The sequence below is a fragment of the Thioalkalivibrio sp. ALRh genome, assembly GCF_000381425.1.
GTDB lineage: Bacteria > Pseudomonadota > Gammaproteobacteria > Ectothiorhodospirales > Ectothiorhodospiraceae > Thioalkalivibrio.
Genome location: NZ_KB906519.1, coordinates 1102918 through 1127493, shown reverse-complemented (window position 1 = coordinate 1127493; position 24576 = coordinate 1102918). Strand labels below are relative to the sequence as shown.

The following is a 24576-nucleotide window of genomic DNA, read 5'->3' as shown; positions in this document are numbered from 1 at the left end:
ACTGCTACCGGTTAGTCGTTCTTATTAGTTGATTCACTTCTGGCCATCGCCCGAGCCGTTGGCCGGCTTCTGATCGATGATCCAACGCTTAAGATGCGCGAAACGGTTCTCGAATTCTACCTTGTGCCGGTTACTGGTTCCGGCCATGGTCACCTGCGTCCCGCTGCCGTCTTCACGGCGTCGGGCGATGATCCACAGACGCTGATACGACACGTAAAACATCAGGAAAATCCCGATGATCAGCATCACGCTGCCGGTGTACACCGTGCTTTGCCCCGGGGCGCGCGCAATCTGGAGACCGGAGGCCTCGCGGTGCTCGAAGTCGCTCAGGTGGAAATAGAACGGTGACTCGTAGAGGCTGATCGCGTTGATTGCGGAGACAGCGTCTTCCAGCCAGCGCTGCTCCTCTTCCTGGATCGAGACCACACCCTCGTCTTCCAGGACCTCCATGTACAGGCCCTGTAGTCCGGCGTGCAGCACCCGCATCAGGAGCTGGCCGACCTGCTCGCGCTGTTCTTCCGGCACGCGGCGGTCAATCTCCGCGTGCACCGCGCCGTATCCGCCCTCGGCGAACAGGCGCATCAGCTCCGAGGTCGTCTGGGCGATCGCGGTGCCGGAGGGATCGTCGGCCGCGACTTCGCGCGCGATGGTGTTGCGCACCTCGGCGTTGTGCAGCATTGCCAGGTAGGTGCGGAAACGGTCCAGCGAGTCATCGGCATCCGCCGGCAGGAACAGGTACACGAACTCGTCACTCGGGCTCTCGCGTACGCCACTGAGGAAGTACATCGCCCCTTCCTGCAGTGCAGGCCGCATGTAGTTGCGGTAGTAAAGCCCGTGCCCGGTGCGATCCATCAGGCGGAAATCGAAGCTCGGGCCCAGCTGACGGTTCTCGCGCTGGCCTTCTTCATTCAGCAGCGGTACGACATTCTGGTCCTTGAAGTCGATGAACTCGATGATGCGCGTGTCACCCTGCGGGGTCGGGATTTCCTGCTCCTGGAATACGCGCCCGGGGACTTCCAGCGAGCGCAGGGCTTCGCCGCCGAGCGGGATCGCCTCGATATCGAGGCGGGTGCCGCCATCGGCGAAGCTGGCCTGGTAGATCGCGTACCCGTTGTAGATCAGCGGGTGGTTGACCGAGATGGTATGCCGCAGCGGCTCGTCGCGGTTGGGGTCATGGATCACGAGATCCGACTCGTAGGAGCTTTCCGCGCCGGTCGAGAAGCGCTCGATTCGGAACTCTTCCAGCTCGATACGAAACGGCAGTTGCTGGACGAAATAGCCCTCGCGCATCGGCAGGAACACCACGTCCGCGGAGGAGCCCTCCGGGATTTCGACCATGCCGCGGAACGAGGGATTGGAGACCGGCACCCAGGCCGAGCGCGGTACTTCGGACACCGGGACGCCCCGGGTCTCGATCTCGATGATGCCCAGCCACTCTTTGGCCTTGAGCAGCGTCGAGCCGTCTGCCAGCGCGCCCACGCAGATCACCACGATCCCGACGTGGGTCAGCAGATAGCCGAGGCGGTTCCAGCGGCCCTTCATGGCCGCGATCACCGTCTGGCCCTCGGATTCCTTCTCGCGTGCCTTGAAGCCCTGGGCCTTCAGCACACGCCGGGCATGATCAATGAATTCTTGCTGCGACTGGTCCAGCTCCCCGGTCGCGCTCGAGTGGAACGAGCGCAGGGACTTTTCCTTCACCTGCAGGTTGTAGCGCCGCAGGTCCTTCAGGATGCCCGGGCTCTGACGGTAGACGCAGAACGAGGTGGAGACCACCAGGAAGGTGACGATCAGCAGGAACCACGTGGCGGAATAGACCTGATAAAGCCCCATGCCGGCAAAGATCTCATGCCAGAAGGGACCGTAGTCGATCAGGTAGTCGGTATAGGGCTGGTTCTGGACGAGCACTGTACCGATTACGGAGGCGATGGCCAGTGCCACCAGCAGGGTGATCGCCAGGCTCATGGAACCCATGAACTCGACCAGGATGCGGCTGCGCCGCGGGGCGCGGGCGGACTTGCTGCGGGCACCGGTCGCGGGAGCAGACCCGGCCACCTGTTCGTTATTCGACATGCTGAAACCTGCGTTGACCTTCGCGACTATGCGAAGCACCCCTGTCGGGGTTCAATTTCCTAGACAAACTGCACGGAAGTTTCGTGCAAACCCTGTTACTGGAGCGGGCCAGTTTCTCTGATCCGACCTGTCTGACGTGCCGAGCCCCCGCTCCATTCCCGGTGGCGGAAAATTTGTCTGCCCCGGACAGCAAAAAAGGGGCGGCCTATGGCCGCCCCTTCCCTGGGAGGTTCGCCGCCCGGACTGCACGGCGCTCCGGCACGATCAGTCGGACGACAGCCCGGCCATGTACTGTGACACGGCCTCGATGTCTTCGTCGGACATGCGCTGAACCACATTGCGCATCATCCGACCCGCGTCGTTGGAACGCTCTCCGTCACGGAATTTGTAAAGCTGGTCCGCGCTGTAGGTGGCGTGCTGCCCCGCAACCTTCGGGAACATCGCCTCCGGGTTGCCCTGGCCATTCGGGCCGTGGCATGCGATGCAGGCGGCGACGTTCTGGGAGGGGATGCCGCCACGGTAGATGCGCTCGCCGCGTTCGACGACGTCTTCGTCGGCGGTTTCGGTGGTGATGGACTGCTCGGCGAAGTAGGCCGCCAGGTCGCGCATATCCTGCTCGTCCAGATCCGCGACTTCGCCCGCCATCAGCGAATCATAGCGGGTCTCGCCTTCCTTGAAGTCACGCAGCTGCTTGACGGTGTACTTCGGGTGCTGGCCCGCGAGCTTCGGCCACTCCGGGTTGGTCGAGTTGCCGTCCGCCTGGTGGCAGGCCGCGCAGGACTGGGAGATTTCCTGGCCGCGCTGAGGATCGCCCGCCTGAGCCGCCGACAGCGGGAGCAGCAGGGAGACGGACAGGGCAGCAAAGAGAGCGGAAAGCTTGTGGTTCATGATCGAAGATTCTCCTGCATGTAAATGCGTGCCGGGTCGGACCCGCGTTCCTTGTGCCCCTTGGCAGGGCGATCAACATGAAGGAAACACTGGTCAATGTACACCCTCGCGCTCGAGTCGCTTTTGCATGCGAACAAGGCGCGGCGACTGCCGTGCAGTCACTCTGCACAAGGGAGCCGCAACGCCGTTCGCGCGCAAAAGCGGCCGAGCCCCTGCATTGTAATGGGTTATGGGGTTGGTACCCCAGTTTCCCGATCCTGCGTTGCGCCGCTTGCGGGTAGAACCACTACCCGCTGCACGGCGCGCCTTGTCTCGGAAAACCTGGGGTACCAACGCGAGGGTGTACATTGACCAGTGTTTCCTTGAGCGGCGCAGTTTATAGCACAATGCTAAATTGCGCTCAAAAATATTCCGAGCTCCGCACTCGGCCAAGGACGTCCCCCGCCCCATGGAACCCCGTTTTCGCGAGACCGCCTTTATCAAGGGCGTGGCCCAGGTCGAGCAGCTCCCGGAGGATGACGGCATCGAGATTGCCTTCGCCGGGCGCTCGAATGCCGGCAAATCCAGCGCCCTGAATGCCCTGTGCGGGCGCAAGGCCCTGGCCCGGGTGGGCCGCACGCCCGGGCGCACCCAGGAAATCAACCTGTTCGCCCTGCCGCCGGACGAGGCATGGCGGCTGGTGGATCTGCCCGGCTATGGTTACGCGAAGGTGTCCGCCGGCCAGCGCCAGCATTGGGATCGGCTGCTGGGGGATTACCTGCAGTCGCGCGAGTGCCTGGCAGGGCTGGTGCTGATCATGGACATCCGTCGTCCCCTGACCGAGCTCGACCGTCAGCTGCTGGAGTGGGTGCCGCTGGAGCGTTGCCAGTTGCACTGCCTGCTGACCAAGGCCGACAAGCTCTCGCGGCAGGCGGCCGACAAGCAATTGCACGCGACCCAGCGTGAGCTGGAAGGCTTGGGGATCGAGGCGACCCTGCAGACCTTTTCTTCATTGAAAAATCAGGGGGTCGATGACCTGCGCGGCCTGTTGACCGAGTGGCTCCAGCCGGTCGAAGACTGACCGTGGCCCGCCCCGGGCGCGAACCATGAACCCCAGACAAAAAAATGCCCCGGCCTTGGGGAGGGCCGGGGCAAGATTCGGCCTCGACAGGGGGGAGCGAGGCCTGCCCGCTCAGGGAGAGAAGCGGGCTCGCGCTGGGCTAGAGCGCTTGTAACGTAAGAAAGCGTCAGTTGCCTTGAGTTCCATCCGTTCCCGAAAATGAACGTGATTGGCTTCACACTCCTGAATGCAGCGCTCCTGTGGCTGTTGCCCCGTCAGTCATCGGTTCCCTGGGACTGGGCGTGTGCCCTCAGGGTCTCGACCAGATCGGCCGCGCTGGTCCCGTGAGGGTGAATCTCCAGCAAGTCGCCTTCGGGCCCGATCAGATAGGTCGATGAGCTGTGGTCGATGATGTCGCCCATCGCCGAATCCGTTGCGCGGCGTTCGTAGAAGACACCAAAGCGCTGAGCGGCGGGCTTCAAGTCTTCTTCGGATCCGGTGGCCGCGTGAATGTCGGCATGAAAATGGGCCACGTAATCGGCCAGGCGGTCCTCGGTATCTCGTTCCGGATCGACGCTTATAAACACACCGTTCACCTGGCCCTGCAACTCTTCCGGCAAGCGGTTCAGCGCCCCGCCAATCCACCCCAGGCTCGTCGGGCAGGCATCCGGGCAGCTCGTATAGCCGAAATACAGCCAGACGTACTGGTCCGTGTAATCGCCCAGGTCGAAGCGCTCCGCGTGCGTGGCGACCGGCAGCTCGATCGGTCCGCCCTGTACCTCGTCGGCGATGGGCAGTTGCGCATGACCTGCAAGATCGCGCGGCGGCGGCTCGCCCGGCTCCAGAGTGACATACACCAGCAGAGCACCTGCGGCGACCACCGCGAAGGCCCAGAAGAGACTGCTGACGGGGATACGGTTCATAAGGGGTTCATCAGTGATCGCGGGCAGTGACAAAGCGGAATTGTACGAAGGCGGCCTCGGATTTGCCTGCCGGCATCGCGGTGGCTGCCCAGGTCATGGATTCGGTGGTACAGATCGGCAGCGTGGTCGTGCCGCGGTAGCGGCCATCACCCGTGTGTTCCAGGCGCGGGCGCTGGTAGCCCATATACATTTCGACTCCGGCCAGGTCCAGGTCCAGGGCCTCAGGGTTGTTCAGCGCGGTCTGCGCCGCGGCATCCAGCTGCAGGTCCAGCGTCAGCTCCCGCAGCATCGGTACCGGGCGCGGCGTGATCTCCAGGCGCACCTCGCCGCCCTGTGCCAGGGCGGTGCTGCAGGGGCCGGCATTCAGGTCGCAGGCCTGTGGCTGGACGATCGGCACCTCGGCGGCGCCACTGTCCAGGTAGCGTTCGGCCAGCATCCAGGCGCTCGCGAGTAGCAGCAGCGCGACCAGCCAGGCGGCGATTCGGTTGAAGCGATGGGCCAGCATGGGGGCTAGTGGGCGTCGTCCCAGTTGGCGCCGACGCCGACGTCTACGACCAGTTCCACGTCCAGGTCGGCGGCCCCGCTCATGGCCTTGCGCACCAGCGTGGTCAGGTCCTCCACCGCCGCGTCGGCCACCTCGAACACCAGTTCGTCGTGCACCTGCATGATCATGCGCGCGTCAATCCCGGTGTCCTCGAGGTCGTGCGCGACCCGTACCATCGCGCGCTTGATGATGTCGGCGGCCGTGCCCTGCATCGGGGCGTTGATCGCGACACGCTCGGACTGCTGGCGCCGCGCCCCGTTGCGGCTGTTGATCTCCGGCAGGTACAGGCGGCGGCCGAACAGGGTCTCGACGTAGCCGTTCTCGCGCCCGGAGGCGCGCGCCCGTTCCATGTAGTCGTGCACGCCGGGATAGCGGCTGAAGTAGCGGTCGATGTATTCGCGCGCCTCGCCCTGCTCGATGCCGAGGTTGCGCGCCAGGCCCCAGGCGGACATGCCGTAGATCAGGCCGAAGTTGATCGCCTTGGCCGCGCGGCGCTGATCGCCGGAGACCTGCTCCGGGTCCAGCCCGAAGACCTCGGCGGCGGTTGCGCGGTGGATGTCCTGACCCTCCGCGAAGGCCTTCAGCAGGCCGGCATCCTGCGACAGGTGAGCCATGATGCGCAGCTCGATCTGCGAGTAGTCTGCCGCCAGTAGCTGGTGGCCCTCATCCGCGATGAACGCGCGGCGGATGCGCCGGCCGGCCTCGGTGCGCACCGGGATGTTCTGCAGGTTCGGCTCCGAGGATGACAGCCGCCCGGTGGCCGCCCCCGCCTGGTGATAGGAAGTGTGCACCCGACCGGTCTCCGGGTGGATGCGCCGGGGCAGGGTCTCGGTGTAGGTGCTGCGCAGCTTGGACAGGCCGCGGTGCTCGAGGATCAGGCGCGGCAGGGCGTAGTCGTCCGCCATCTGCTCCAGCACGTCCTCGGCGGTGGAGGGCTGGCCCTTGGGGGTGCGCCGCAGTACCGGCAGGCCCAGGCGTTCGAACAGGATCTCCTGGATCTGTTTGGGCGAGCCGAGGTTGAACTCGCCGCCGGCCTCCTCGAAGGCCTCGCGCTCGATGCGCTCCATCTCGGCCAGCAGCTCCTGGCTCTGCTCGCCGAGCCGATCCGGGTCCACCTTTACGCCGACGCGTTCGATATCCGCCAGCACCGGGACCAGCGGCATCTCGATCTCGCGGTAGACAAACGCGGGGCCTTCGGCCGCCTGCAGACGTGGCTGGAACACCGCATCCAGCTGCAGGCAGATATCAGCGTCCTCGCCGGCGTAATCGGTGGCGATGCCGATATCCACCTCGGCGAACGGGATCTGCTTCGCCCCCTTGCCGGCCACGTCTTCGTAGTGCGTGGTCTTGTAGTCCAGGTGGCGCTCGGCCAGGGAGTCGAGGTCGTGGCGGTTGGCCCCGGCGTCCAGGCAGAACGACTCGAGCAGGGTGTCGTCGACGATCCCGCGCAGGGCGATGTCGTGATTGCCCAGCACGTTGCGGTCGTACTTCAGGTGATGGCCCAGCTTGCCGTGGTCCTCGGATTCCAGCCAGGGCTTCAGACGTTCCAGCGTCTCCGCGCGCGGCAGCTGCGGGTCGGCGTCCGGCCCGGTGTGGGCCAGCGGCAGATACCACGCGGTGCCCGGCTCGAAGGCGAAGGACATGCCGATGATCTCGGCGCGCATCGCGTCGAGGCTCGTGGTCTCGGTGTCGAAGGCGACTCGGTCGGCCTTGTCCAGACGCTCCAGCAGCTCGGCCAGTTCGGCCTCCTCGCGCAGCGTCCGGTAGTCGCCCTTTGCCTGCGACGGGCCCGGATTGCCGTCAGCGGCCTCGTCCTCGCTACCCTCCAGCTCCGCGCGCCAGCGGGTGAAGCCGTAGCGGCGCACCATCTCCAGCAGGCGCTCGTGATCCGGCTCGCGGATGTTCAGGTCGTTGGGGCCGGCATCCAGCTCGACATCGCGCTTGACCGTGATCAGTTCGCGCGAGGTGGGCAGGCGCTCGGCCGCGGCGCGCAGGTTCTCGCCGATCTTGCCGCCGATGTCGTCGGCCTGCTCGAGGATGGTGTCGAGATCGCCGTACTTCGCGATCCACTTGGCCGCGGTCTTGGGGCCGACCTTGTCCACGCCCGGGATGTTGTCGACGCTGTCGCCCATCAGCGCGAGGTAGTCGACGATCTGCTCCGGGGCCACGCCGAATTTTTCCTGTACGCCCTCGCGGTCCAGCGTGACCCCGCTCATGGTGTTGACCAGCGTGATGCGGTCATTCACCAGCTGGGCGAGGTCCTTGTCGCCGGTGGAGATCACCACGTCATGCCCGGCCGCGGCGGCCTGATCGGCCAGGGTCGCGATCACGTCGTCGGCCTCCACGCCCTCGACGCACAAAAGTGGCAGGCCCATCGCCCGCACGAGTTCGTGCAGCGGCTCGATCTGGGCGGCCAGCTCGTCCGGCATCGGCGGGCGGGTGGCCTTGTATTCCGGGTAGATGTCGTCGCGGAAGGTCTTGCCCTTCGCGTCGAACACCACCGCCATGTGTTCCGGGCCGTAGTCCGCGCGCAGCTTGCGCAGCATGTTCGCCACACCAATCATCGCCCCGGTCGGGGCGCCATCCGGCGCGGTCAGCGGCGGCAGGGCATGGAAGGCCCGAAACAGATACGACGAACCGTCGACCAGAACGAGGGGGGCTTGTGACATCAATGCGGTATCCGTGCGGAAGGTGCGCGCCATTCTACAGCCCCGTTTTGTGCCGCGACCATTTGTACCGACCCGGGGCGCCCGTTACGCTTGGCTTTCGACACGAGGAACCCTCCGCATGAACGACCGCGAACGCGCCGAACACCCCGGCCTGCGCCCGATTGACGACTCCGCTCTGACCCGCGAAAGCTGGAAGATCTTCCAGATCATGGCGGAGTTCGTGGAGGGCTTCGAGCGCCTGGCGCACATCAAGCCATCTGTGAGCATCTTTGGCTCCGCGCGCTTTCCACCCGGACATCCGCATTACCAACTGGGCGAAGAAGTCGCCCGCCAGCTGTCGGATGCCGGCTTCGCGGTGGTGAGTGGCGGCGGCCCGGGCATCATGGAGGCTGCCAACAAGGGCGCCTTCGCCGGGCGCTCCCCCAGCATCGGCCTGAATATCCAGCTCCCCCACGAGCAAAGCGCCAACCCGTATCAGGACATCAGCCTTGGGTTTCGCCACTTCTTCTCGCGCAAGGTGATGTTCGTGAAATACGCCTCCGCCTATGTGGTCCTGCCGGGCGGTTTTGGCACGCTGGACGAACTGGCGGAGATTCTGACGCTGGTGCAGACCGGCAAGACCCGGCGCATCCCGATCGTGCTGGTCGGCTCCGAATTCTGGAAGGGGCTGCTGCACTGGTTCGACGACACTCTTGTGTCCGAAGGCACAATCGATGCCGAGGACCTGAAGCTATACTCGTTGGTGGATGCCCCGGAAGACGTGGTGGACGTGATCTTCGAGCATTACGAGGCGCGCAGCTTCGAGCCTTCCGCGGAAGAAAAGAAACGCATGATGGAGCTGTGAGCATGGCCGCTAAGTGCACCCATTATCCCGCCGCCCTCCTGGTCGGTCTGCTTCTCGCGCCGGCTCTGGCCATTGCCCAGCAGGAGCGCGAGTGGGACGATGCCCCGCCGCCGCCCGAGATGCCGGACGAGGCCGAGGCCGACCCCGCGCCGCCCGTGCTCGACGAACGCGCGCGCGAGCAGCGGGGCCTGGAAGAGGCCGACATTGTGATCATCGAACGCGACGGGGAGACCCGGCGCGAGTACCGCATGGGCGGGCAACTGGTGATGGTGGAGGTGATCCCCGCGGCCGGTCCCTCCTACTACCTGATCGACAGCACCGGCGACGGCCTGCTCGATCGCCGTCAGCGTGAGCTGGAACCCGATTTCGTACCGCCGTCCTGGGTGATTTTCCAATGGTAATGAACGAACACGACTGCCAGGCCTGTGCCGAGGCCTGCGGGGTGAGCATCGAGTTTCGCGAGGGCGAGGCCTTGCTGGCGGGGCAGCCCGTGCAGTGCCTGCGTCTGTCGGCGGATGCCGCCTCCGGTATCGAGGCGGCCCTGAAGGGTGCAGGCATCAGCCCGCTGGCCACCGCTGATGCCGACGGGACGCGGATTCTTTTCCTGGATCTAGGTCAGGCATTGCGCGAACCCCTGTCGGCCGAGGGCCCCGGAAGCCTCAACGCCCTGGGGGAGCGGGCCGCGAGCTGGCAGGCCCTGCACCCGGCGAGTGCGATGCCGGAGGCCACGGGCTATCGCCGCGGGGTGCTGCAGCAGCTATTGCGCGAACGCGCCGATGCCCTGGGCCAGACGCTGTTGGCCGGCGAGCGGGAGACGCTGGACGCCGAACTCCACCACCAGAGCCTCTATCGTTTCGAGGATCTGCCGCTGGCCGGGAGCTACTGGCACTCGGTGCGGGTCTATTCGGAAGGGGCCGGGCTCGCGGATCTGGTGATGCCGCCGGCGCCGGTGCCCGCTTTCTGGCAGCTCGCGCGCATCGCATTGGCGATTGCGGTGGACGAGGCCGGCGAGATTCGAGCCGATGCCTACCGTGCGTTGCTTGCGGGCTACCATGCCAGACGCCCGTTGGCCGCGATCGAGCGCGGGGCCGCACCGACATTGCTGCGCCTGGCCGCACTGGACGACTGGATCGGTCGTCGCGAATCCGGCGCGACGGGCGAGGCCGAACGCCAGCGGCTCGTTGCGCTGCAGGGGCACGCCGCCCGTGTGCAGGGCATGTGGGTACGTGCCGCGTAGGTGGCTCGGGGGTTTCGGCCCAAGGAGATCGACGATGAACAAGGTCTGGGTGCTGTTTCTAGTCGCGATGTGCCTGCCGGCGCTCACCCAGGCCGAGGTCTATCGCTGGACTGACGACCAGGGCAATGTGCACTTTGGCGACCGTCCTCCCGAGGGCAGCGCCAGCGAGTCGGTCGATGTACGTGAGCCCATGCGCGGGGTGCCGCTCGAGGGTGCCCGAGAGATCCTTGAACGTCCGGTGCGGCCTCAGCAAGAGGAGGCCGATGCCAGTGGCTACGAACGCGTCGCGATTACGCAGCCGGAGGACGGGGCCGGCGTGCGTGCCAATGACGGCAATGTCACCGCCGAGGTGGCGCTGGAGCCCGCCCTGGATACCGAGGCCGGCCATCGCGTCGTCTGGCTGCTGAACGGCGAGGAGGCTGGCGACAGCACCGGCTCCAGTATCACCTTCGAGGGGCTCAACCGCGGCGAATACAGCCTGCAGGCGCGAGTAGAAGACGACGCCGGGCAGGAGCTCGCCAGCAGCGACACCATCCAGTTCAACGTGCTGCGCATCGCGATCCCGCGCGAACAGCAGCAACAACAGCGCCCGCAGCAATTCCCCCAGGGCGGCGCCCCGCAGGCCCCTCGGGCCCCCCAGGCCCCGCGCGCACCTCAGCCCCAGGTCCAGCAGATTCCGCAGAACTAGTCGGCCGCACCAACTCCGTGCGCATTCTGCCCCAATATGGTGCCGTATTTGCACTATAATGGGGCGGCGCTTGGTGATTGCCGCCACGGCCGCCTTGCCTGGGCGCTCTCCTGCCCGCGGATGATCCACCCTGTGCTGTGCCCCTGTTTGGCGCGATTCCTGCTTGAGGCCCGTTGATGAACAATCCTGTTGCCAAGCCCGCCCCAGCGCCATGGCCCTGGTGGGACGACCTGTCAACTGCCGTGCTGGTGACGGATGGCGAGCTGCGCCTGGTCAGCCTGAACAGTGCGGCCGAGGTCCTGCTGGGGCTTAGCCGCGAGCGTATCGTCGGCCACGGACTGGGGCAGTGCCTCAGGCTCGACCGCAGCCTGTCCAATCGGCTGCGGTCGGTGTTGTCACTCGATCAGCCGATTACCCTGCGCGCCCGACAGATGGAGCCACTGCGCGCCGAGCCCTTCCTGGCGGACATCACCATCACGCCTCTGCGCGGTGACGATGGCCGCGAGCCACAACTCTTGTTTGAACTTAACGCCATTGATCGCCATGAACGGATCAGTCGCGAGGAACAGCTGCAAAAGCAGCAGGCGATCACGCGTGCGGTGACCCGGGGGCTGGCCCACGAGATCAAGAACCCGCTGGGCGGCCTGCGCGGGGCGGCGCAGCTATTGGCCAGCGAGCTGGATGACGACGGGCTGAAGGAATACACCGGCATCATCATTCGCGAGGCGGACCGGCTGCGCAGCCTGGTGGATCGCATGCTGGGCCCGAACAACCTGCCCCGCCTCGAGGCCGTAAACCTCCACGAGGTGCTGGAGCACGTGCGCGGCCTGGTCAGTGTGCAACTGCCGCTGGGTCTGAAGATCCGCGGCGACTACGACCCGAGCATCCCGGATGTGCAGGCCGACCGCGACATGCTGGTGCAGGCCATCCTGAATCTGGTGCAGAACGCGGTGCAGGCGTTGAGCGAGGGCGGCGAGATCACCCTGGTCTCGCGCGTACTGCGCCAGTACACCATTTCCGGTCACCGCCACCGCCTGGTGGCACGCCTGAGCGTGCGCGACAACGGCCCGGGCATCCCGGAGGAGATCCGCGAGCGCATCTTCTTCCCGATGGTGACCGGCCGCGCCGCGGGCACCGGCCTGGGCCTGCCCATCGCCCAGAGCCTGATCCAGTTGCACAACGGACTCATTGAATGCCGTTCGCGACCGGGCAGCACCTCGTTCGACATCCTGCTGCCGATCGAACCCCAAAATGCCAAGGAGGCCGGCAACTGATGGACCCCATCGTCTGGATCATTGACGACGACGACTCGATCCGCTGGGTGCTGGATCGCGCCCTGCAGCGCGCCGGTATCAATGTGCGCGGGTTCGAGACGGCCGACGCGGCCTGGGCTGCGCTGGAGACTGACGAGGCCCCGGATACGGTGGTGGCCGACATCCGCATGCCGGGGCTGAACGGCCTCGATTTTCTCGCCCGTATGCAGACCCGCCCGGATCCGCCACCGGTCATCATCATGACGGCGTTTTCGGATCTCGAGAGCGCGGTCGGCGCTTACCAGACCGGGGCTTTCGAGTATCTGCCCAAGCCGTTCGATGTCGACGAGGCCGTGGCCCTTGTTCAGCGTGCGCTGGAGGCGCGGGCGACTGCGCAGCAAAATGCCGAGGGTGGCGCCAGGATCGAGGACACCCCCATCATCGGCGAGGCGCCGGCGATGCAGGAGATGTTCCGCGCGATCGGGCGTCTGTCGCGCAGCAATATCACCGTACTGATCAACGGCGAGTCCGGCACTGGCAAGGAGCTGGTCGCGAGGGCCCTGCACCAGCACAGCCCGCGGGCCGATCAGCCATTGATCGCGTTGAACACCGCCGCGATCCCGAAAGACCTGCTGGAGAGCGAGCTGTTCGGTCATGAGCGTGGCGCCTTTACCGGCGCCAGCCAGAGCCGCAAGGGCCGCTTTGAGCAGGCCGATGGCGGCACACTGTTCCTCGACGAGATCGGCGACATGCCGTTCGACCTGCAGACGCGTTTGCTGCGGGTGCTGGCGGACGGAACCTTCTATCGCGTCGGTGGGCATACCCCGATCCGGGTGGATGTGCGCATCATCGCCGCCACCCACCAGGACCTCGAGGAGCGCGTGCGCGCCGGGCTGTTCCGCGAGGATCTGTTCCATCGCCTGAACGTGATCCGTATCCATGTGCCGTCGTTGCGCGAGCGCCCGGAGGACATCCCGCTGCTGGTGCAGCACTTCATGGCCGAGGTGGCGTGCGAACTGGGGGTCGAGGCGAAGACCATGCGGCCGGAGGTGGTGCGCGAGCTGCAGCGTCTGCCCTGGCCGGGTAATGTTCGCCAGCTGGAGAACACCTGTCGCTGGCTGACGGTCATGGCCTCGGGACGTGAGGTGCACCTGGACGACCTTCCGGCCGAGCTGCATCAGGATGCGCCGCCCATGGAGACCCACGGAGGCCTGTCGGACGCGCAGATGGCCACGCCGCGTGACTGGACCAGCGAGCTGGCCCAGGTCGCTCGGCAGCACTGGCAACAGGGCGAGCGCGACCTGCTCGGCCGGGTTCTGCCACAACTGGAGCGTACGGTGATTCGCGAGGCGCTGAATGTGACCGGTGGGCATCGCCAGCAGGCCGCTGCCCTGCTGGGCTGGGGCCGCAACACCCTGACTCGCAAGATTCAGGAGCTGGGCATCGACGACGAGTAGGGCAGATCAGGTCGTGGGGTCTTCCGGGGCCGGGGCGGCGCAGGCGGAGATCGCGCTGTTGAGCTGCAGGCTCCCGGTCAGCTCGCTGACCTGCTGGATGCCGTGGCGATCCATGTAGTCGCGGATGCCGTCCAGGATCTTCGGCAGGCACAGCGGATCGTAGAACAGCCCGGTACCCACGCCCACGGTGCTGGCGCCCGCGATCAGGAATTCCAGCGCGTCGCGCGCATTCATCACGCCGCCCTGGCCGATGATCGGGACATTATGCGGTGCGGCCACCTGATAGACCTGCTGTACTTTCAACAGCGCGATCGGCTTGATCGCCGGGCCGGAGAGTCCGCCCTGGTTGTTGCCGATCACCGCGCGGCGGTTTTCCACGTCGACGGCCATCCCCATCAGGGTGTTGATCACGGCAAACCCGTCGGTCCCGGCATCGATGCAGCGGCGGGCATTCTCGGCGATGTCGGTCTGGTTGGGCGACAGCTTGGTGATCAACGGCTTGGAGGTCACGGAGCGGCAGGCCTCGACCACGCGCGCCGACATCTCCGGGTCGTTGCCGAACGCCACGCCGCCTTCTTTCACGTTGGGGCAGGAGATATTGATCTCGATGGCATCGATCGGCGAGTCGTCGAAACGCCGGGTGACCTCGATGTACTCCTCGATCGTGGAGCCCGAGACGTTGGCGAAAAAGCGCGTCTCCTCGAAATCCAGCGCGGGCAGGATCTCGTCCACCACCCGGTCCACGCCCGGATTCTGCAGCCCGATCGCGTTCAGCATGCCGTCGGGCGTCTCGTAGACGCGGTGCGGCGGGTTGCCCAGTCGCGCCTGGCCGGTCGTGCCCTTCAGGCAGATCGCACCCGCGTCGCGGTTGGAGAACCCGGCGACCCGGGTGTATTCCTCGCCAAAGCCGACACAGCCGGACAGCAGCACCAGCGGCGTGTTCAAATGCAGCCCGCAGAAATCAACGGCCAGCCGCGGATCGGTGCGCGAATCACTCATGCTTCACATCGTCCTTTATGAACCGGAAATCCCGCCGAACACGGGCAATATTATTCGTCTGGCGGCCAACACCGGGGCGGCGTTGCACCTGATCCATCCGCTCGGCTTCGAGCTGGATAGCGCCCGGGCGCGCCGCGCCGGGCTCGACTATCACGAGCTGGCCCGGGTGCAAGAGTATGACAGCCTCGAACGGTGGCGGGAATCGATCCGGCCGCAGCGCGAGTTCGCCCTGACCACGCGCGGGCAGGCCCGTTACGACCAGGCCGGGTTCCAGTCCGGTGATGCCCTGTTGTTTGGGCCGGAGACCCGCGGACTGCCCCAAGCGGTACTCGACGCACTGTCTCCCGAACAGCGATTGCGTCTGCCCATGCAGCCCGATAGCCGCAGCCTGAACCTCTCCAACGCGGTGGCCGTGGTCGTCTACGAGGCCTGGCGCCAACTCGGTTTTCCGGGCGGGGTCTAGGGTCCGATGTGCTGGGCAGGACGCCGTGCTTTGCTCTAAGCTCGAAGGCGTGGCTCACGGCTGCGGGACCCCCAGTTGGGTCTTCTGCGCGGCTCCAATAAGAAGGGGTTCGGGATTCATGGTTTCTGCTGTTCGATCGTTCTGCCTGCTGGCCGCCACCAGCCTCCTCGTTTCGCCGCTCGCCGCGGATGAACCCACCGGTTCTGACAACTGGTGGTGGGATGACGACTGGTGGGAAGACGGCGTGCTGTATTCCGATCTCGAGAATCACGAGGTCGAGATCGAGCGATTCGAGTATGAGCGCGACGGCGTGGACATCCCGGCGCTGGTGGCGCGCCCCGCCGATGGCGAGGCCTATCCCGCGATCCTCTGGGCCCATGGCCGGCGCGGGCTGGACGATCTGGCGATCCTGCATGTGAAGCGCTTGGCCGCGCGCGGCTTCGTGGTGATGGCGCCGGACATGTACACCGGCCGTTTCATGGAAAGCCATCCGCTGGATCATGACTACGAGCTGGAGGGCGACCTGAACAAGGGATTGGATGTCCTGCTCGAGCGTGACGACATCGTCGGTGACCGGGCCTGCCTGGTCTCCATCACGCGCGGGGGCTACAAGACGCTGAAGGTGGCCGTGACCTTTGAGCGGCAGGTCGAGGATGTTGCCTGCTGGGCCGGCTACTACCCGCACCTGCAGGACCCGAACCTCGGCGAGCCGCACCAGGTGTATCGCTACGCCAACGAGGTCAATCAGCTCGAGATCCCGATGATGATCCTGATCGGCGACGAAGAGCAGTATCAGCGCCACCGGACCGCGAAGATGGCCGCGGACGGTCTGGAAAGCCGCGGCGGTGATGTGACCTGGATCGAATATCCAGGCGTTGGCCGCGGCTTCGATTTTCGCAATGGCAGCAACCGCACCTTCGCCGACGATCTCGCCTCTCGTGACGCGATGATCCGGGTCACCCGCTTTGTGAACCAGCATCTGCGCGACTGAGTTCTCCCTCGACTTCCTCCCCTGGCCTGCGAGCCGGCACCACCGACCCATCGGGTTGGTGGTGCCGTTGTGCCTTCAGGTCCTCTCAGGTCAATAAGTCTTTGATAATACAATTAAACGTTTCCGTGCGGAGAGTGCGGAATTTGCTATCTTCGGGCCTTATGTCACTGAGATGCCCGGTCGTTGCGCGGCCGATTCACGGTTGGAACGCACTAAAGTCGCAGAAGGAGGACGAAGATGGCCAAGGTTCTGATCGCCCAGGGTGGAGGCCCGACGGCGGTAATCAATCAATCCATGGTGGGCGCAGTCCTGGAAGCCCGGAAATTTACCGACGTCGAGCTGGTATACGGGGCCTTCCACGGGGTCCGCGGGATCATCGACGAGGAGTTCCTGGACCTGACCCAGGAGACCACCCACAATCTGGAGATGGTCGCGCGGACGCCCTCCTCGGCGCTGGGCTCTACGCGTGACAAGCCGGATCTCGACTATTGCAAGGAGATCTTCAAGGTCCTGAAGGCCCACGAGATCACCTACTTCTTCTATATCGGCGGCAACGACTCCTCCGACACGGTGCGTATCGTCAGCGAGGAGGCGCGCAAGGCCAACTATCCGATGCGTTGCGTGCATATCCCGAAGACGATCGACAACGACCTGGTGGAGAACGACCATACGCCGGGCTTCCCGTCCGCAGCGCGTTTCGTGGCCCAGGCCTTCGTCGGCGCCAACCTCGACAACTATGCCCTGCCGGGAATCTATCTGGCGGTGGTCATGGGCCGCCATGCCGGGTTCCTGACCGCGGCCTCCGCCCTCGGGAAGAAATTCCCGGACGACGGGCCCCACCTGATCTACGTGCCCGAACGCGTATTCGAAGTCGACCGCTTCCTGTCGGACGTCAAGGCGACCATGGACCGTTACGGGCGCTGCGTGATCGCGGTCAGCGAGGGGATCCATGACGCGGACGGTGAGCCGATCGCGACCAAGCTCGCCAAGGACGTGGAGAAGGATGCCCACGGTAATGTTCAGCTCTCGGGCACCGGCGCCCTGGCCGACATGCTCTGTGGCGAGATCCGGGACAAGCTGGGGGTCAAGCGCGTACGCGGCGACACCTTCGGCTATCTGCAGCGTGCCTTTATTGGCTGTGTCTCGGACGTCGACCAGCGCGAGGCCCGGGAAGTGGGCGAGAAGGCCGTGCAGTTTGCGATGTGGCAGGGCCGCGACGGCTCGGTCGCGATCAAGCGTACCGGCTTTTATTCGGTGGACTACGAGTACGTGCCGCTGGAGGCCGTCGCTGGCAAGACCAAGGTCATGCCGGACGAGTTCATCGATGCCTCGGGCACCGACGTCACCGACGCCTTCCGGATGTATCTGCGTCCGCTGCTGGGCTCGGGCATGCCGGATGCCTACCGCCTGCGTCAGAACAAGGTGACCAAGGTGCTCGGTCGCTAGTAGCAAGAACGCCCCTGGTCCCGTGTCCGGGCCCAGGGGCGGCAGGCGCGGGGCCGTGGCCCAATCAAGACGACCCGCCCGGAATACCTGGCGGGTCGTTTTTTAGCCCAGGGCCTTGAAGATCTGGTCGCGGATGTCTTCCACCGACCCGGTTCCCTTGATGTGGACGTATTGCGGCGCGTCGGGCTCGCCGCTGTCCGCCCACTTCGAGTAGAAGTCCACCAGCGGGCGCGTCTGGCTGTGGTAGGCCTCGAGGCGCTTGCGCACCGTTTCTTCGTTGTCGTCTTCGCGCTGGATCAGGTCCTCGCCGGTGACGTCGTCCTTGCCTTCGACCTTCGGCGGATTGAATTCGACGTGATAGGTGCGGCCGGAGCCCGGATGTACCCGCCGTCCGCTCATGCGGCGGATCACCTCTTCGTCGGGGACATCCACCTCCACGACAAAGTCGAGCGGCACGTTCTGCTCCTTCAGGGCCTCGGCCTGCGGGATGGTGCGCGGGAAGCCATCGAACAGGAAGCCGGTGTCGCAGCAATCGGGCTGCTCCACGCGTTCCTTCACCAGGCCCAGGATGATGTCGTCGGAGACCAGGCCGCCAGCATCCATGACCTCTTTGGCCTTCAGACCCAGTGGGGTGCCTGCCTTGACGGCTGCACGCAGCATATCGCCGGTGGAGATCTGCGGGATGTTGTACTTCTCGCAGATGTACTGGGCCTGGGTGCCCTTGCCGGCGCCAGGCGCCCCCAACAGAATCAGTCGCATGCTCTCGCTCCTATGAGGAGTGGGTGGTTGTGCTATGGTCGCTGCAGACACTCCCGATCCGCGCAAGTTACAGTACAGGGGTTGTGGTTGTCGGTACAACCCTGCCCATCCTTATGTGACACCCGCCCCCTGCAAGGAGTCACCGACCGTTATGCAAGCCGGCCCCCGCGAGATCACCACGCCGTTTCGGCCCATCCCCCTGGATATCCCGGAGGGCATGAAACCGAACGAGTTCTTCAACAGCACCGAGAACCTCGCCGACCTGGTGAACAACAACGGGCTGCTGGTCAATCCGGAAAACCTCCTGCTCTACCGCAAGGCGCTGGGGCACAGCAACGAGTTCGACTGCTCTATCATCTACAACACCTCGCAGACCATCCTCGACCCGATGGGGCGCCCGGTGCGGCGCACCCAGGTGCCGGAGCCGGTGCGGCATGTCTGGAACCGGATGAACGGAGTGATCATCGAGTACATGCTGGAGCAGTACCCGGACCCGGCCGAGGCCCTGGTGCTGGCGGGCGAGGCCAGCCTGGACGCGACCTGGCCGCTGACCGCGCCCGGGGTGCCCAGTATCCGCATGCTGCACAACCATTTCATCGTCTTTCCGATGGCGACGCTGGCTGAAGCGCCGCTGGCCGATCCCGGTAACCCCAACCTGACCGATGGCGGCCAGCACAGCCTGTTCCAGGCCTATATGCGCGATGTCTACCGGGCCTTCTTTACCCGCGCCCTGGACCTGCAGATCCTGCGGCCGGCGCCCGATCACGAGGCCCGACTCGCGCTGACCGGCTACCCGCACGGCCTCCCGAGCTGGGAGATCCAGGGTGGGGTCGAGGCGTTGAAGGACATCCGCTTCTGGCGCGAATACGACGCGGTCCTGCAGGGCTTTCTGGACTTCTACCGCACCTTCTTCTCGCAGGTCTCCACCCGCAATGCCCCGATGCCCGAGGGCGTGCACTTCCCCGATGCGGTGGAGGAGGTCCTGCTGTTCAACAACGATTTCCTCAAGACCGCCAAGAAGGTGCGCGATCGCTGCTTCACCGACGCCAAGTACGCCCATGCGATCCGTTGGCAGCCGGCCTTCAAGCAGCTGATTTACCGCAACGACGAGGGCCGCTTGATCGTCACGATCAGTCAGAATTCGATCGGCAACGCGATCACTGAGCTGCTGGGGGTGGTGGTCAACCGGGTGCCGGACGCGGAGGCCTACGAGCACGTCGAACCGGCCCTGGTCGAGAAGTTGCTGGAGGTGCGCCGCCGCCTGGTAGAGCTCGATCTGGGTGAGGGGATCACGACCGAGGCCTGGTCGGCGGTCTGATCGGAGCGATTTGGGGCTGGGCCTCGAACCTGGATGGGCCGGGAGCGGTCAGGCCGCCCCCGGCTGTGTCCTCAGGCCACCGACTGGTAGTAGATGTTCTGCGGGTGGTTGGCCTGGGCGAAGAAGAACCAGCGCTCGGCGACCATGCCCAGATACTGGATCACGAATGCGGCGATCAGCAGGTTGACCGGGTCGATGCGGGTGACTAGCACGACCAGCAGCAGGATCGCCGGGACCACGAACGCACCCAGCAGGAAGATCCACTTCATCCCGCGCAGGAACGCGGCCGACATGTGGTGGAAGAATTCCCGCGTATTGAATGACCCGCCCATGAAGCCCTGGGACTTCTGCTGGATCTTCGGGTGCTTCACCCCGATCGCGGTTTGCAGCGTGGACTTCGACTTGATACGGGAGTTGCGCACCAGCGATGCGCTGCGGGTACCCAGTCCCAGAAGCGTCAGGACGATCGCGACCGTCGCCAGGAAGGCGACCAGCGGGACACCGGCCCAGGCCGCATAGGCGGCCGCCAGGGTGAAGCCGTTGGCGGCCCCCAGCACGGTGTAGTTGACCACGGTCAGCGGGGAGTGCCATTCCTGCAGGAACTTGATGCAGGCGTAGATCATCGCGGTCGTTACATACAGCACGATGGCCAGCAGCGCCCCGATGGCGCCAAGCACGACGGTCAGCAGGACGGGGACATCCCCGGCCAGCGTACCCAGGGCCGGGTTGAACCCGAACGCATGGGCCGCGCCGTACAGGAACACGACGCCCATGAACGCCGGGAGCACGATCACCTCGCGCGAAAGCCAAGAGGTGCGCCACTTGGTGGCGGTGCGCCAGGCGCGTTCCGGCCGCCCCAGGTGAAAGAATGAGGCGATCAGCCCCAGCACCAGGAAGGCCAGCGCGAGCGCGGAGCCCAGGGCCAGGAAGTCCGAACCCGGGGGCGGCAGCACGCCCAGCAGGCTCAGTGCCTCGGCACCGAACAGGCCGAGAAACAGGCCCTGGCCGGCGCCGATCAGGGTGGTGAGGAAAATGACCGAGAAGGCTGGATGCATAGTGTCTTCGTCCCTGTTTACCAGCTGGTGACGTCGTCGAGCGAGGGTTCGTCCTGCCCGGGCTTCGGCAACTGACTGTCGATCTTCAGCGGGTTGTCCGCGCGTTCGACCTCGTCTTCGCGGATGGTGAGCTGGGTCTTGCGCCGCGGCAGGTAGTGGTTGGCCGGCTTGGACCCCCATTCCGGCATCAGCTGGTAACCACCGGCCTCGCGGATGGCCTTCGAGACGACCGACTCGGGGTCATGGATATCGCCGTAGAGCCGCGCATTGGTCGGGCAGGCCCGCACGCAGGCCGGCTTGCGATCCCATTCCGGCAGCTCCTCGTTGTAGATGCGGTCCACGCACAGGGTGCACTTGGTCATCACCTTGCGTTCGGCATCCACCTCGCGCACGCCATAGGGGCAGGCCCAGGAGCAGTACTTGCAGCCGATGCACTTGTCGTAGTCGACCAGCACGATGCCGTCCGACTCGCGCTTGTAGGACGCCCCGGTCGGGCAGACCGGCACGCAGGGCGGCTCTTCGCAGTGCAGGCAGGACTTGGGAAAGTGCACCGTCTCGGTGTTCGGGTATTCACCCACCTCGAAACTCTGCACCCGGTTGAAGAAGGTGCCGGTGGGGTCCGCGTCGTAGGGGTTCTGGTCGACCAGTGGGCCGGCATCGCCGGAGGTGTTCCATTCCTTGCAACTGGTCACGCAGGCGTGGCAACCCACGCAGACGTTGAGATCGATGACGAGGGCGAGTTGGGTCATTTCTTGCCTCCTGGGGGAACGCTGCACAATGTGCGCACTCGCGCTCGAGTCGCTTTTGCGTGCGAACAAGGCGCGGCGACTGCCGTGCAGTCACTCTGCACAAGGGAGCCGCAACGCCGTGCGCATGCAAAAGCGGCCGAGCCCCTGCTTTTCAATGGTTTGTGGGGTTGGCGCCCCAGGTTCCCCGATCCAGCGTTGCGGCTCTTGCCGGTAGAACCACTACCGGCTGCGCACCGCGCCTTGTCTCGGAAAACCTGGGGTGCCAACGCGAGTGTGTACATTGTTCAGCGTTTCCCCAGGCCCGCAAAGAAGTTCAAAACACGTGCCCGTGTGGACTGGCCGGGGTACGGTTTAAGCGGCTTGAACTGGGGAGAGGTCTCCTGCGGCTCCCTTTCTTCGGCCTTGTAGATTCGTACGCGGACGTCATACCAGGCCGCCTGACCAGTCACCGGATCGGAGTTCGAGATCGGGCCGCTCTGCCCCGGCAGCTCCTCGGAGATCAGGTGGTTCAGCAGAAAGCCCTTGCGTGACTCGTTGGCGCCCGGGGTCAGGTTCCAGGCCCCCGCGGCCTTGCCGATCGCATTCCAGGTCCAGACGGTGCCGGGCTCGACAGCCTCCGAGTACTTGGCCATGCAGCGCACCCGGCCCCAGGGGCTTTCCGCCCAGATCCAGTCCTCGTCTTCGATGCCGGCGGCCCGCGCGGTGCGCGCGTTCACGTACAGCAGGTTGTGGGCGTGGATCTGGCGCAGCCAGGCGTTCTGGGAGTCCCAGGAGTGGTACATCGCCATCGGCCGCTGGGTGACGGCCGCCAGCGGGTAGGTGTGCTTGTCCGTGGACTGGTGTTCCAGCGGGTCATAGTAGAAGGGCAGCGGGTCGAAGAAGGTCTCGACGCGCTTGGCCAGGTGCGCCGGCGCCTTGCGCGTGGGCCCCTTGCCCTGGGCGGCGGCGCGGAACTTCATCAGCACCTCGGAGTAGAGGTGGATCAGCACGGGCTCGCCATAGCGCGTGATGCGGTTGCGCTGCGACCACTCCAGATAGCCCTTGTTCCAGTTACGCATGTACTGGTAGCTGCGCGGCAGTTCGTACTGGAAGACGCAGTTGTTCTTCGCGTACATCTCCCACTGGTTGGGGTTGGGTTCGCCACGCAGGGACTTTTCGCCGCCCTTGCCGCGCCAGCCGGCCAGGAAACCGATGCCGGAGCCCGGCTCGGTCTCGTAGTTGACCACGAAGTCCGGGTAGTCGCGGAACTTGCGATCGCCCTTCTCGTTCACGAAGGCCGGTAGCTTCAGGCGCGACCCGAGCTCGATCAGTACATCCTGGAAGGGCTTGCACTCGCCCTTGGGCGGCACCACCGGGATGCGCACCGAGTCCACCGGGCCGGTGAACTCGGAGATCGGGCGATCCAGCATCGACATTACGTCGTGGCGTTCCAGATAGGTGGTATCCGGCAGCACCAGGTCGGCAAACGCGGTCATCTCGGACTGGAAGGCATCCGCCACGACCAGGAACGGGATCTTGTATTCCCCGTTGTCGTCCTTGTCGTTCAACATCTTGCGGACCTCTTCCGTGTTCATGGTCGAGTTCCACGCCATGTTGGCCATGAAGATCAGCAGGGTGTCGATCGGGTAGGGGTCGCCGCGCCAGGCATTGGTGATCGCGTTGTGCATCATGCCGTGCACGGCCAGCGGGTACTCCCAGGAGAAGGCCTTGTCGAGTCGCACCGGCTCGCCCTTGTCGTCCACGAACAGGTCGTCCGGGCTGGCCGGCCAGCCGAGCACCATGCCGTCCAGCGGCTTGCCGGGCTGAACGCCCTCCGGCCCCTTCGGCGTGCGGGCGCAAGGCGGGATCGGACGCGGGAACGGGGCCTTGTGGCGGAAGCCACCGGGGCGATCGATCGTGCCCAGCAGCGACATCAGGATCGACAGCGAACGGATGGTGTGGAAGCCGTTCGAGTGTGCGGCCAGCCCGCGCATCGCATGGAAGGAGACCGGGTTGCCGGTCACCGACTCGTGCTCCACACCCCAGGAATCGGTCCAGGCGATCGGCAGCTCGATGCGCTGATCGCGCGCGGTCACGCCCATCTCGTGGGCCAGGCGGCGGATATCCTTGGCCGCTATGCCGGTGACGCGCTCGGCCCATTCCGGGGTGTACTCCGCGACCCGGTCCTGCAGCAGCTGGAACGAGGGCTTCGCCCGTGTCCCGTCGTCGAGTGTGAATTCTCCGAGCAGGTAGGGGTCGGCGCCCGGGGTGTGGGTGGCGACCGGGCGCCCGGTCTTGCGATCCCACCAGAGCTGGTTCTGCGCGTCGTAGCAGCCTTCTTCCGGCGGATCCTCGGTGCGCAGGAACATGCCGAACTCGTCCTGATCCTCGTCCATGTTCACCAGCTGGCCGGCATTGCTGTAGCGGACCAGGAAGTCGCGGTCGTACAGGCCCTTGTTGATGATCTCGTGGATCAGGGCCAGCAGCAGGGCGCCGTCGGTCCCCGGACGGATCGGGACCCATTCGTCGGCGATCGCGGAGTAGCCGGTGCGCACCGGATTGATGGAGATAAAGCGCCCGCCCTGGCGCTTGAACTTGGAGATCGCCACCTTCAGCGGGTTGGAGTGGTGGTCCTCCGCGGTGCCGATCATCACGAACAGCTTCGAGCGTTCCAGGTCGGGACCGCCGAACTCCCAGAACGAGCCGCCGATCGTGTAGATCATGCCGGCGGCCATGTTCACCGAGCAGAAACCGCCGTGCGCGGCGTAGTTGGGGGTGCCGAACTGCTTGGCGAACAGCCCGGTCAGGGCCTGCATCTGGTCACGCCCGGTGAACAGCGCGAAGCGCTTCGGGTCGGTCTCGCGGATGTGCCCGAGGCGCTCGGCGAGGATCTCGAAGGTCTCCTCCCAGGAGATCGGCTCGAACTCGCCGTCGCCCCGCTCGGCGCCGGGCTTGCGCCGCAGGGGCTGGGTCAGCCGCGCCGGGGAGTGCTGTTTCATGATCCCGGAGGCGCCCTTGGCGCAGATCACGCCCTCGTTGATCGGGTGCTCGGGGTTGCCGTCGATGTACCGTACCTCCCCGTCGCGCAGGTGCACCCGGATGCCGCAGCGGCAGGCGCACATGTAACAGGTGGTGTTCTTGATTTCGTGCGACGGGGTCTGTGCCATAAATCGTCAACGCCTTGTAAGTTAGACAATCGCGATAT

The 24576-nt window shown here is 65.4% G+C and carries 20 protein-coding genes and 1 pseudogene; 11 read left to right on the top strand and 10 right to left on the bottom strand.

All coding sequences use genetic code 11. The features are described 5' to 3' along the window. Positions 1 to 11 precede the first annotated feature (11 nt). Positions 12 to 2070: pseudogene (locus tag F791_RS0105430) on the bottom strand (cytochrome c biogenesis protein ResB). A 264-nt stretch (positions 2071 to 2334) separates the two neighbouring features. Further along, positions 2335 to 2958 (bottom strand): cytochrome c, encoded by a 624-nt coding sequence (locus tag F791_RS0105425; protein ID WP_012981456.1) that lies wholly within the window; start codon positions 2956 to 2958, stop codon positions 2335 to 2337. Positions 2959 to 3406: 448 nt separating this feature from the next. On the opposite strand from F791_RS0105425, the gene yihA reads away from it, so the two are divergent. Then, positions 3407 to 4018, top strand: a complete 612-nt coding sequence (gene yihA, locus F791_RS0105420; protein ID WP_012981457.1) for a ribosome biogenesis GTP-binding protein YihA/YsxC — start codon at positions 3407 to 3409, stop codon at positions 4016 to 4018. Between the two features lie 254 nt (positions 4019 to 4272). Here yihA and F791_RS0105415 read toward each other — a convergent pair whose 3' ends face one another. The 3 genes from F791_RS0105415 to polA are packed head-to-tail and all read right to left on the bottom strand — an operon-like array spanning position 4273 to position 8133. Continuing rightward, positions 4273 to 4920 (bottom strand): SCO family protein, encoded by a 648-nt coding sequence (locus F791_RS0105415; protein WP_018993378.1) that lies wholly within the window; start codon positions 4918 to 4920, stop codon positions 4273 to 4275. 10 nt (positions 4921 to 4930) lie between these two features. Continuing rightward, positions 4931 to 5425, bottom strand: a complete 495-nt coding sequence (locus F791_RS0105410) for a hypothetical protein (RefSeq protein ID WP_018175092.1) — start codon at positions 5423 to 5425, stop codon at positions 4931 to 4933. A 5-nt stretch (positions 5426 to 5430) separates the two neighbouring features. After that, complete coding sequence (gene polA, locus F791_RS0105405) at positions 5431 to 8133, bottom strand: DNA polymerase I (RefSeq protein WP_026296399.1); 2703 nt, start codon at positions 8131 to 8133, stop codon at positions 5431 to 5433. A gap of 118 nt (positions 8134 to 8251) precedes the next feature. Between polA and F791_RS0105400 the strand changes: the two genes are divergently transcribed. The 6 genes from F791_RS0105400 (at position 8252) to ntrC (ending at position 13612) form a co-directional block, all read left to right on the top strand. Next, entirely contained in the window at positions 8252 to 8977 is a 726-nt protein-coding gene (locus F791_RS0105400; protein WP_012981461.1) for a TIGR00730 family Rossman fold protein, read from the top strand. A 2-nt stretch (positions 8978 to 8979) separates the two neighbouring features. Next, a complete protein-coding gene (locus F791_RS0105395; RefSeq protein ID WP_012981462.1) occupies positions 8980 to 9378 on the top strand; it encodes a DUF2782 domain-containing protein in 399 nt (132 codons plus the stop codon). Next, the gene (locus tag F791_RS0105390; RefSeq protein ID WP_026333000.1) at positions 9378 to 10214 is read left to right on the top strand and encodes a hypothetical protein; all 837 of its coding nucleotides are present in this window, start codon (positions 9378 to 9380) and stop codon (positions 10212 to 10214) included. Before F791_RS0105395 ends, F791_RS0105390 begins: the two co-directional genes overlap by 1 nt. Before the next feature lie 34 nt (positions 10215 to 10248). Continuing rightward, a complete protein-coding gene (locus F791_RS0105385) occupies positions 10249 to 10902 on the top strand; it encodes a DUF4124 domain-containing protein (protein WP_012981464.1) in 654 nt (217 codons plus the stop codon). A 176-nt stretch (positions 10903 to 11078) separates the two neighbouring features. Continuing rightward, positions 11079 to 12176 carry a nitrogen regulation protein NR(II) gene (gene glnL / locus F791_RS0105380; protein ID WP_012981465.1) on the top strand — a complete coding sequence of 366 codons (1098 nt, stop codon included), beginning with the start codon at positions 11079 to 11081 and terminating at the stop codon, positions 12174 to 12176. Beyond that, positions 12176 to 13612, top strand: a complete 1437-nt coding sequence (ntrC, locus tag F791_RS0105375; RefSeq protein WP_012981466.1) for a nitrogen regulation protein NR(I) — start codon at positions 12176 to 12178, stop codon at positions 13610 to 13612. Before glnL ends, ntrC begins: the two co-directional genes overlap by 1 nt. Before the next feature lie 6 nt (positions 13613 to 13618). Here ntrC and F791_RS0105370 read toward each other — a convergent pair whose 3' ends face one another. After that, the gene (locus F791_RS0105370; protein WP_018175094.1) at positions 13619 to 14611 is read right to left on the bottom strand and encodes a dihydroorotate dehydrogenase; all 993 of its coding nucleotides are present in this window, start codon (positions 14609 to 14611) and stop codon (positions 13619 to 13621) included. Here F791_RS0105370 and F791_RS0105365 point away from each other — a divergent pair. The 3 genes from F791_RS0105365 (at position 14610) to F791_RS0105355 (ending at position 17511) form a co-directional block, all read left to right on the top strand. Next, entirely contained in the window at positions 14610 to 15074 is a 465-nt protein-coding gene (locus F791_RS0105365) for a tRNA (cytidine(34)-2'-O)-methyltransferase (protein ID WP_019592285.1), read from the top strand. The genes F791_RS0105370 and F791_RS0105365 overlap by 2 nt on opposite strands. 118 nt (positions 15075 to 15192) lie before the next feature. Further along, positions 15193 to 16065, top strand: a complete 873-nt coding sequence (locus tag F791_RS0105360) for a dienelactone hydrolase family protein (RefSeq protein ID WP_019592284.1) — start codon at positions 15193 to 15195, stop codon at positions 16063 to 16065. A 237-nt stretch (positions 16066 to 16302) separates the two neighbouring features. Then, positions 16303 to 17511, top strand: coding sequence for a 6-phosphofructokinase (locus F791_RS0105355; protein ID WP_012981470.1), 1209 nt, complete (start codon positions 16303 to 16305; stop codon positions 17509 to 17511). A gap of 102 nt (positions 17512 to 17613) precedes the next feature. Here F791_RS0105355 and adk read toward each other — a convergent pair whose 3' ends face one another. Further along, positions 17614 to 18270 (bottom strand): adenylate kinase, encoded by a 657-nt coding sequence (gene adk, locus F791_RS0105350; protein ID WP_012981471.1) that lies wholly within the window; start codon positions 18268 to 18270, stop codon positions 17614 to 17616. A 151-nt stretch (positions 18271 to 18421) separates the two neighbouring features. Between adk and F791_RS0105345 the strand changes: the two genes are divergently transcribed. Continuing rightward, a complete protein-coding gene (locus F791_RS0105345) occupies positions 18422 to 19588 on the top strand; it encodes a hypothetical protein (RefSeq protein WP_018993383.1) in 1167 nt (388 codons plus the stop codon). A gap of 71 nt (positions 19589 to 19659) precedes the next feature. On the opposite strand, the gene F791_RS0105340 is transcribed toward F791_RS0105345, so the two are convergent. The 3 genes from F791_RS0105340 to F791_RS0105330 form a co-directional block, all read right to left on the bottom strand. Next, positions 19660 to 20643 (bottom strand): DmsC/YnfH family molybdoenzyme membrane anchor subunit, encoded by a 984-nt coding sequence (locus tag F791_RS0105340; RefSeq protein WP_018175095.1) that lies wholly within the window; start codon positions 20641 to 20643, stop codon positions 19660 to 19662. Positions 20644 to 20660: 17 nt separating this feature from the next. Then, complete coding sequence (locus F791_RS0105335) at positions 20661 to 21392, bottom strand: 4Fe-4S dicluster domain-containing protein (protein ID WP_012981474.1); 732 nt, start codon at positions 21390 to 21392, stop codon at positions 20661 to 20663. A gap of 284 nt (positions 21393 to 21676) precedes the next feature. Beyond that, complete coding sequence (locus F791_RS0105330; protein WP_019592283.1) at positions 21677 to 24538, bottom strand: molybdopterin oxidoreductase family protein; 2862 nt, start codon at positions 24536 to 24538, stop codon at positions 21677 to 21679. Between the last annotated feature and the right edge of the window lie 38 nt (positions 24539 to 24576).

Coding starts and splice junctions, on each gene's coding strand:
- F791_RS0105425 (WP_012981456.1), bottom strand. CDS start 2,958: ATGAACCACAAGCTTTCCGCTCTCTTTGCTGCCCTGTCCGTCTCCCTG.
- yihA (WP_012981457.1), top strand. CDS start 3,407: ATGGAACCCCGTTTTCGCGAGACCGCCTTTATCAAGGGCGTGGCCCAG.
- F791_RS0105415 (WP_018993378.1), bottom strand. CDS start 4,920: ATGAACCGTATCCCCGTCAGCAGTCTCTTCTGGGCCTTCGCGGTGGTC.
- F791_RS0105410 (WP_018175092.1), bottom strand. CDS start 5,425: ATGCTGGCCCATCGCTTCAACCGAATCGCCGCCTGGCTGGTCGCGCTG.
- polA (WP_026296399.1), bottom strand. CDS start 8,133: ATGTCACAAGCCCCCCTCGTTCTGGTCGACGGTTCGTCGTATCTGTTT.
- F791_RS0105400 (WP_012981461.1), top strand. CDS start 8,252: ATGAACGACCGCGAACGCGCCGAACACCCCGGCCTGCGCCCGATTGAC.
- F791_RS0105395 (WP_012981462.1), top strand. CDS start 8,980: ATGGCCGCTAAGTGCACCCATTATCCCGCCGCCCTCCTGGTCGGTCTG.
- F791_RS0105390 (WP_026333000.1), top strand. CDS start 9,378: ATGAACGAACACGACTGCCAGGCCTGTGCCGAGGCCTGCGGGGTGAGC.
- F791_RS0105385 (WP_012981464.1), top strand. CDS start 10,249: ATGAACAAGGTCTGGGTGCTGTTTCTAGTCGCGATGTGCCTGCCGGCG.
- glnL (WP_012981465.1), top strand. CDS start 11,079: ATGAACAATCCTGTTGCCAAGCCCGCCCCAGCGCCATGGCCCTGGTGG.
- ntrC (WP_012981466.1), top strand. CDS start 12,176: ATGGACCCCATCGTCTGGATCATTGACGACGACGACTCGATCCGCTGG.
- F791_RS0105365 (WP_019592285.1), top strand. CDS start 14,610: ATGCTTCACATCGTCCTTTATGAACCGGAAATCCCGCCGAACACGGGC.
- F791_RS0105370 (WP_018175094.1), bottom strand. CDS start 14,611: ATGAGTGATTCGCGCACCGATCCGCGGCTGGCCGTTGATTTCTGCGGG.
- F791_RS0105360 (WP_019592284.1), top strand. CDS start 15,193: ATGGTTTCTGCTGTTCGATCGTTCTGCCTGCTGGCCGCCACCAGCCTC.
- F791_RS0105355 (WP_012981470.1), top strand. CDS start 16,303: ATGGCCAAGGTTCTGATCGCCCAGGGTGGAGGCCCGACGGCGGTAATC.
- adk (WP_012981471.1), bottom strand. CDS start 18,270: ATGCGACTGATTCTGTTGGGGGCGCCTGGCGCCGGCAAGGGCACCCAG.
- F791_RS0105345 (WP_018993383.1), top strand. CDS start 18,422: ATGCAAGCCGGCCCCCGCGAGATCACCACGCCGTTTCGGCCCATCCCC.
- F791_RS0105340 (WP_018175095.1), bottom strand. CDS start 20,643: ATGCATCCAGCCTTCTCGGTCATTTTCCTCACCACCCTGATCGGCGCC.
- F791_RS0105335 (WP_012981474.1), bottom strand. CDS start 21,392: ATGACCCAACTCGCCCTCGTCATCGATCTCAACGTCTGCGTGGGTTGC.
- F791_RS0105330 (WP_019592283.1), bottom strand. CDS start 24,538: ATGGCACAGACCCCGTCGCACGAAATCAAGAACACCACCTGTTACATG.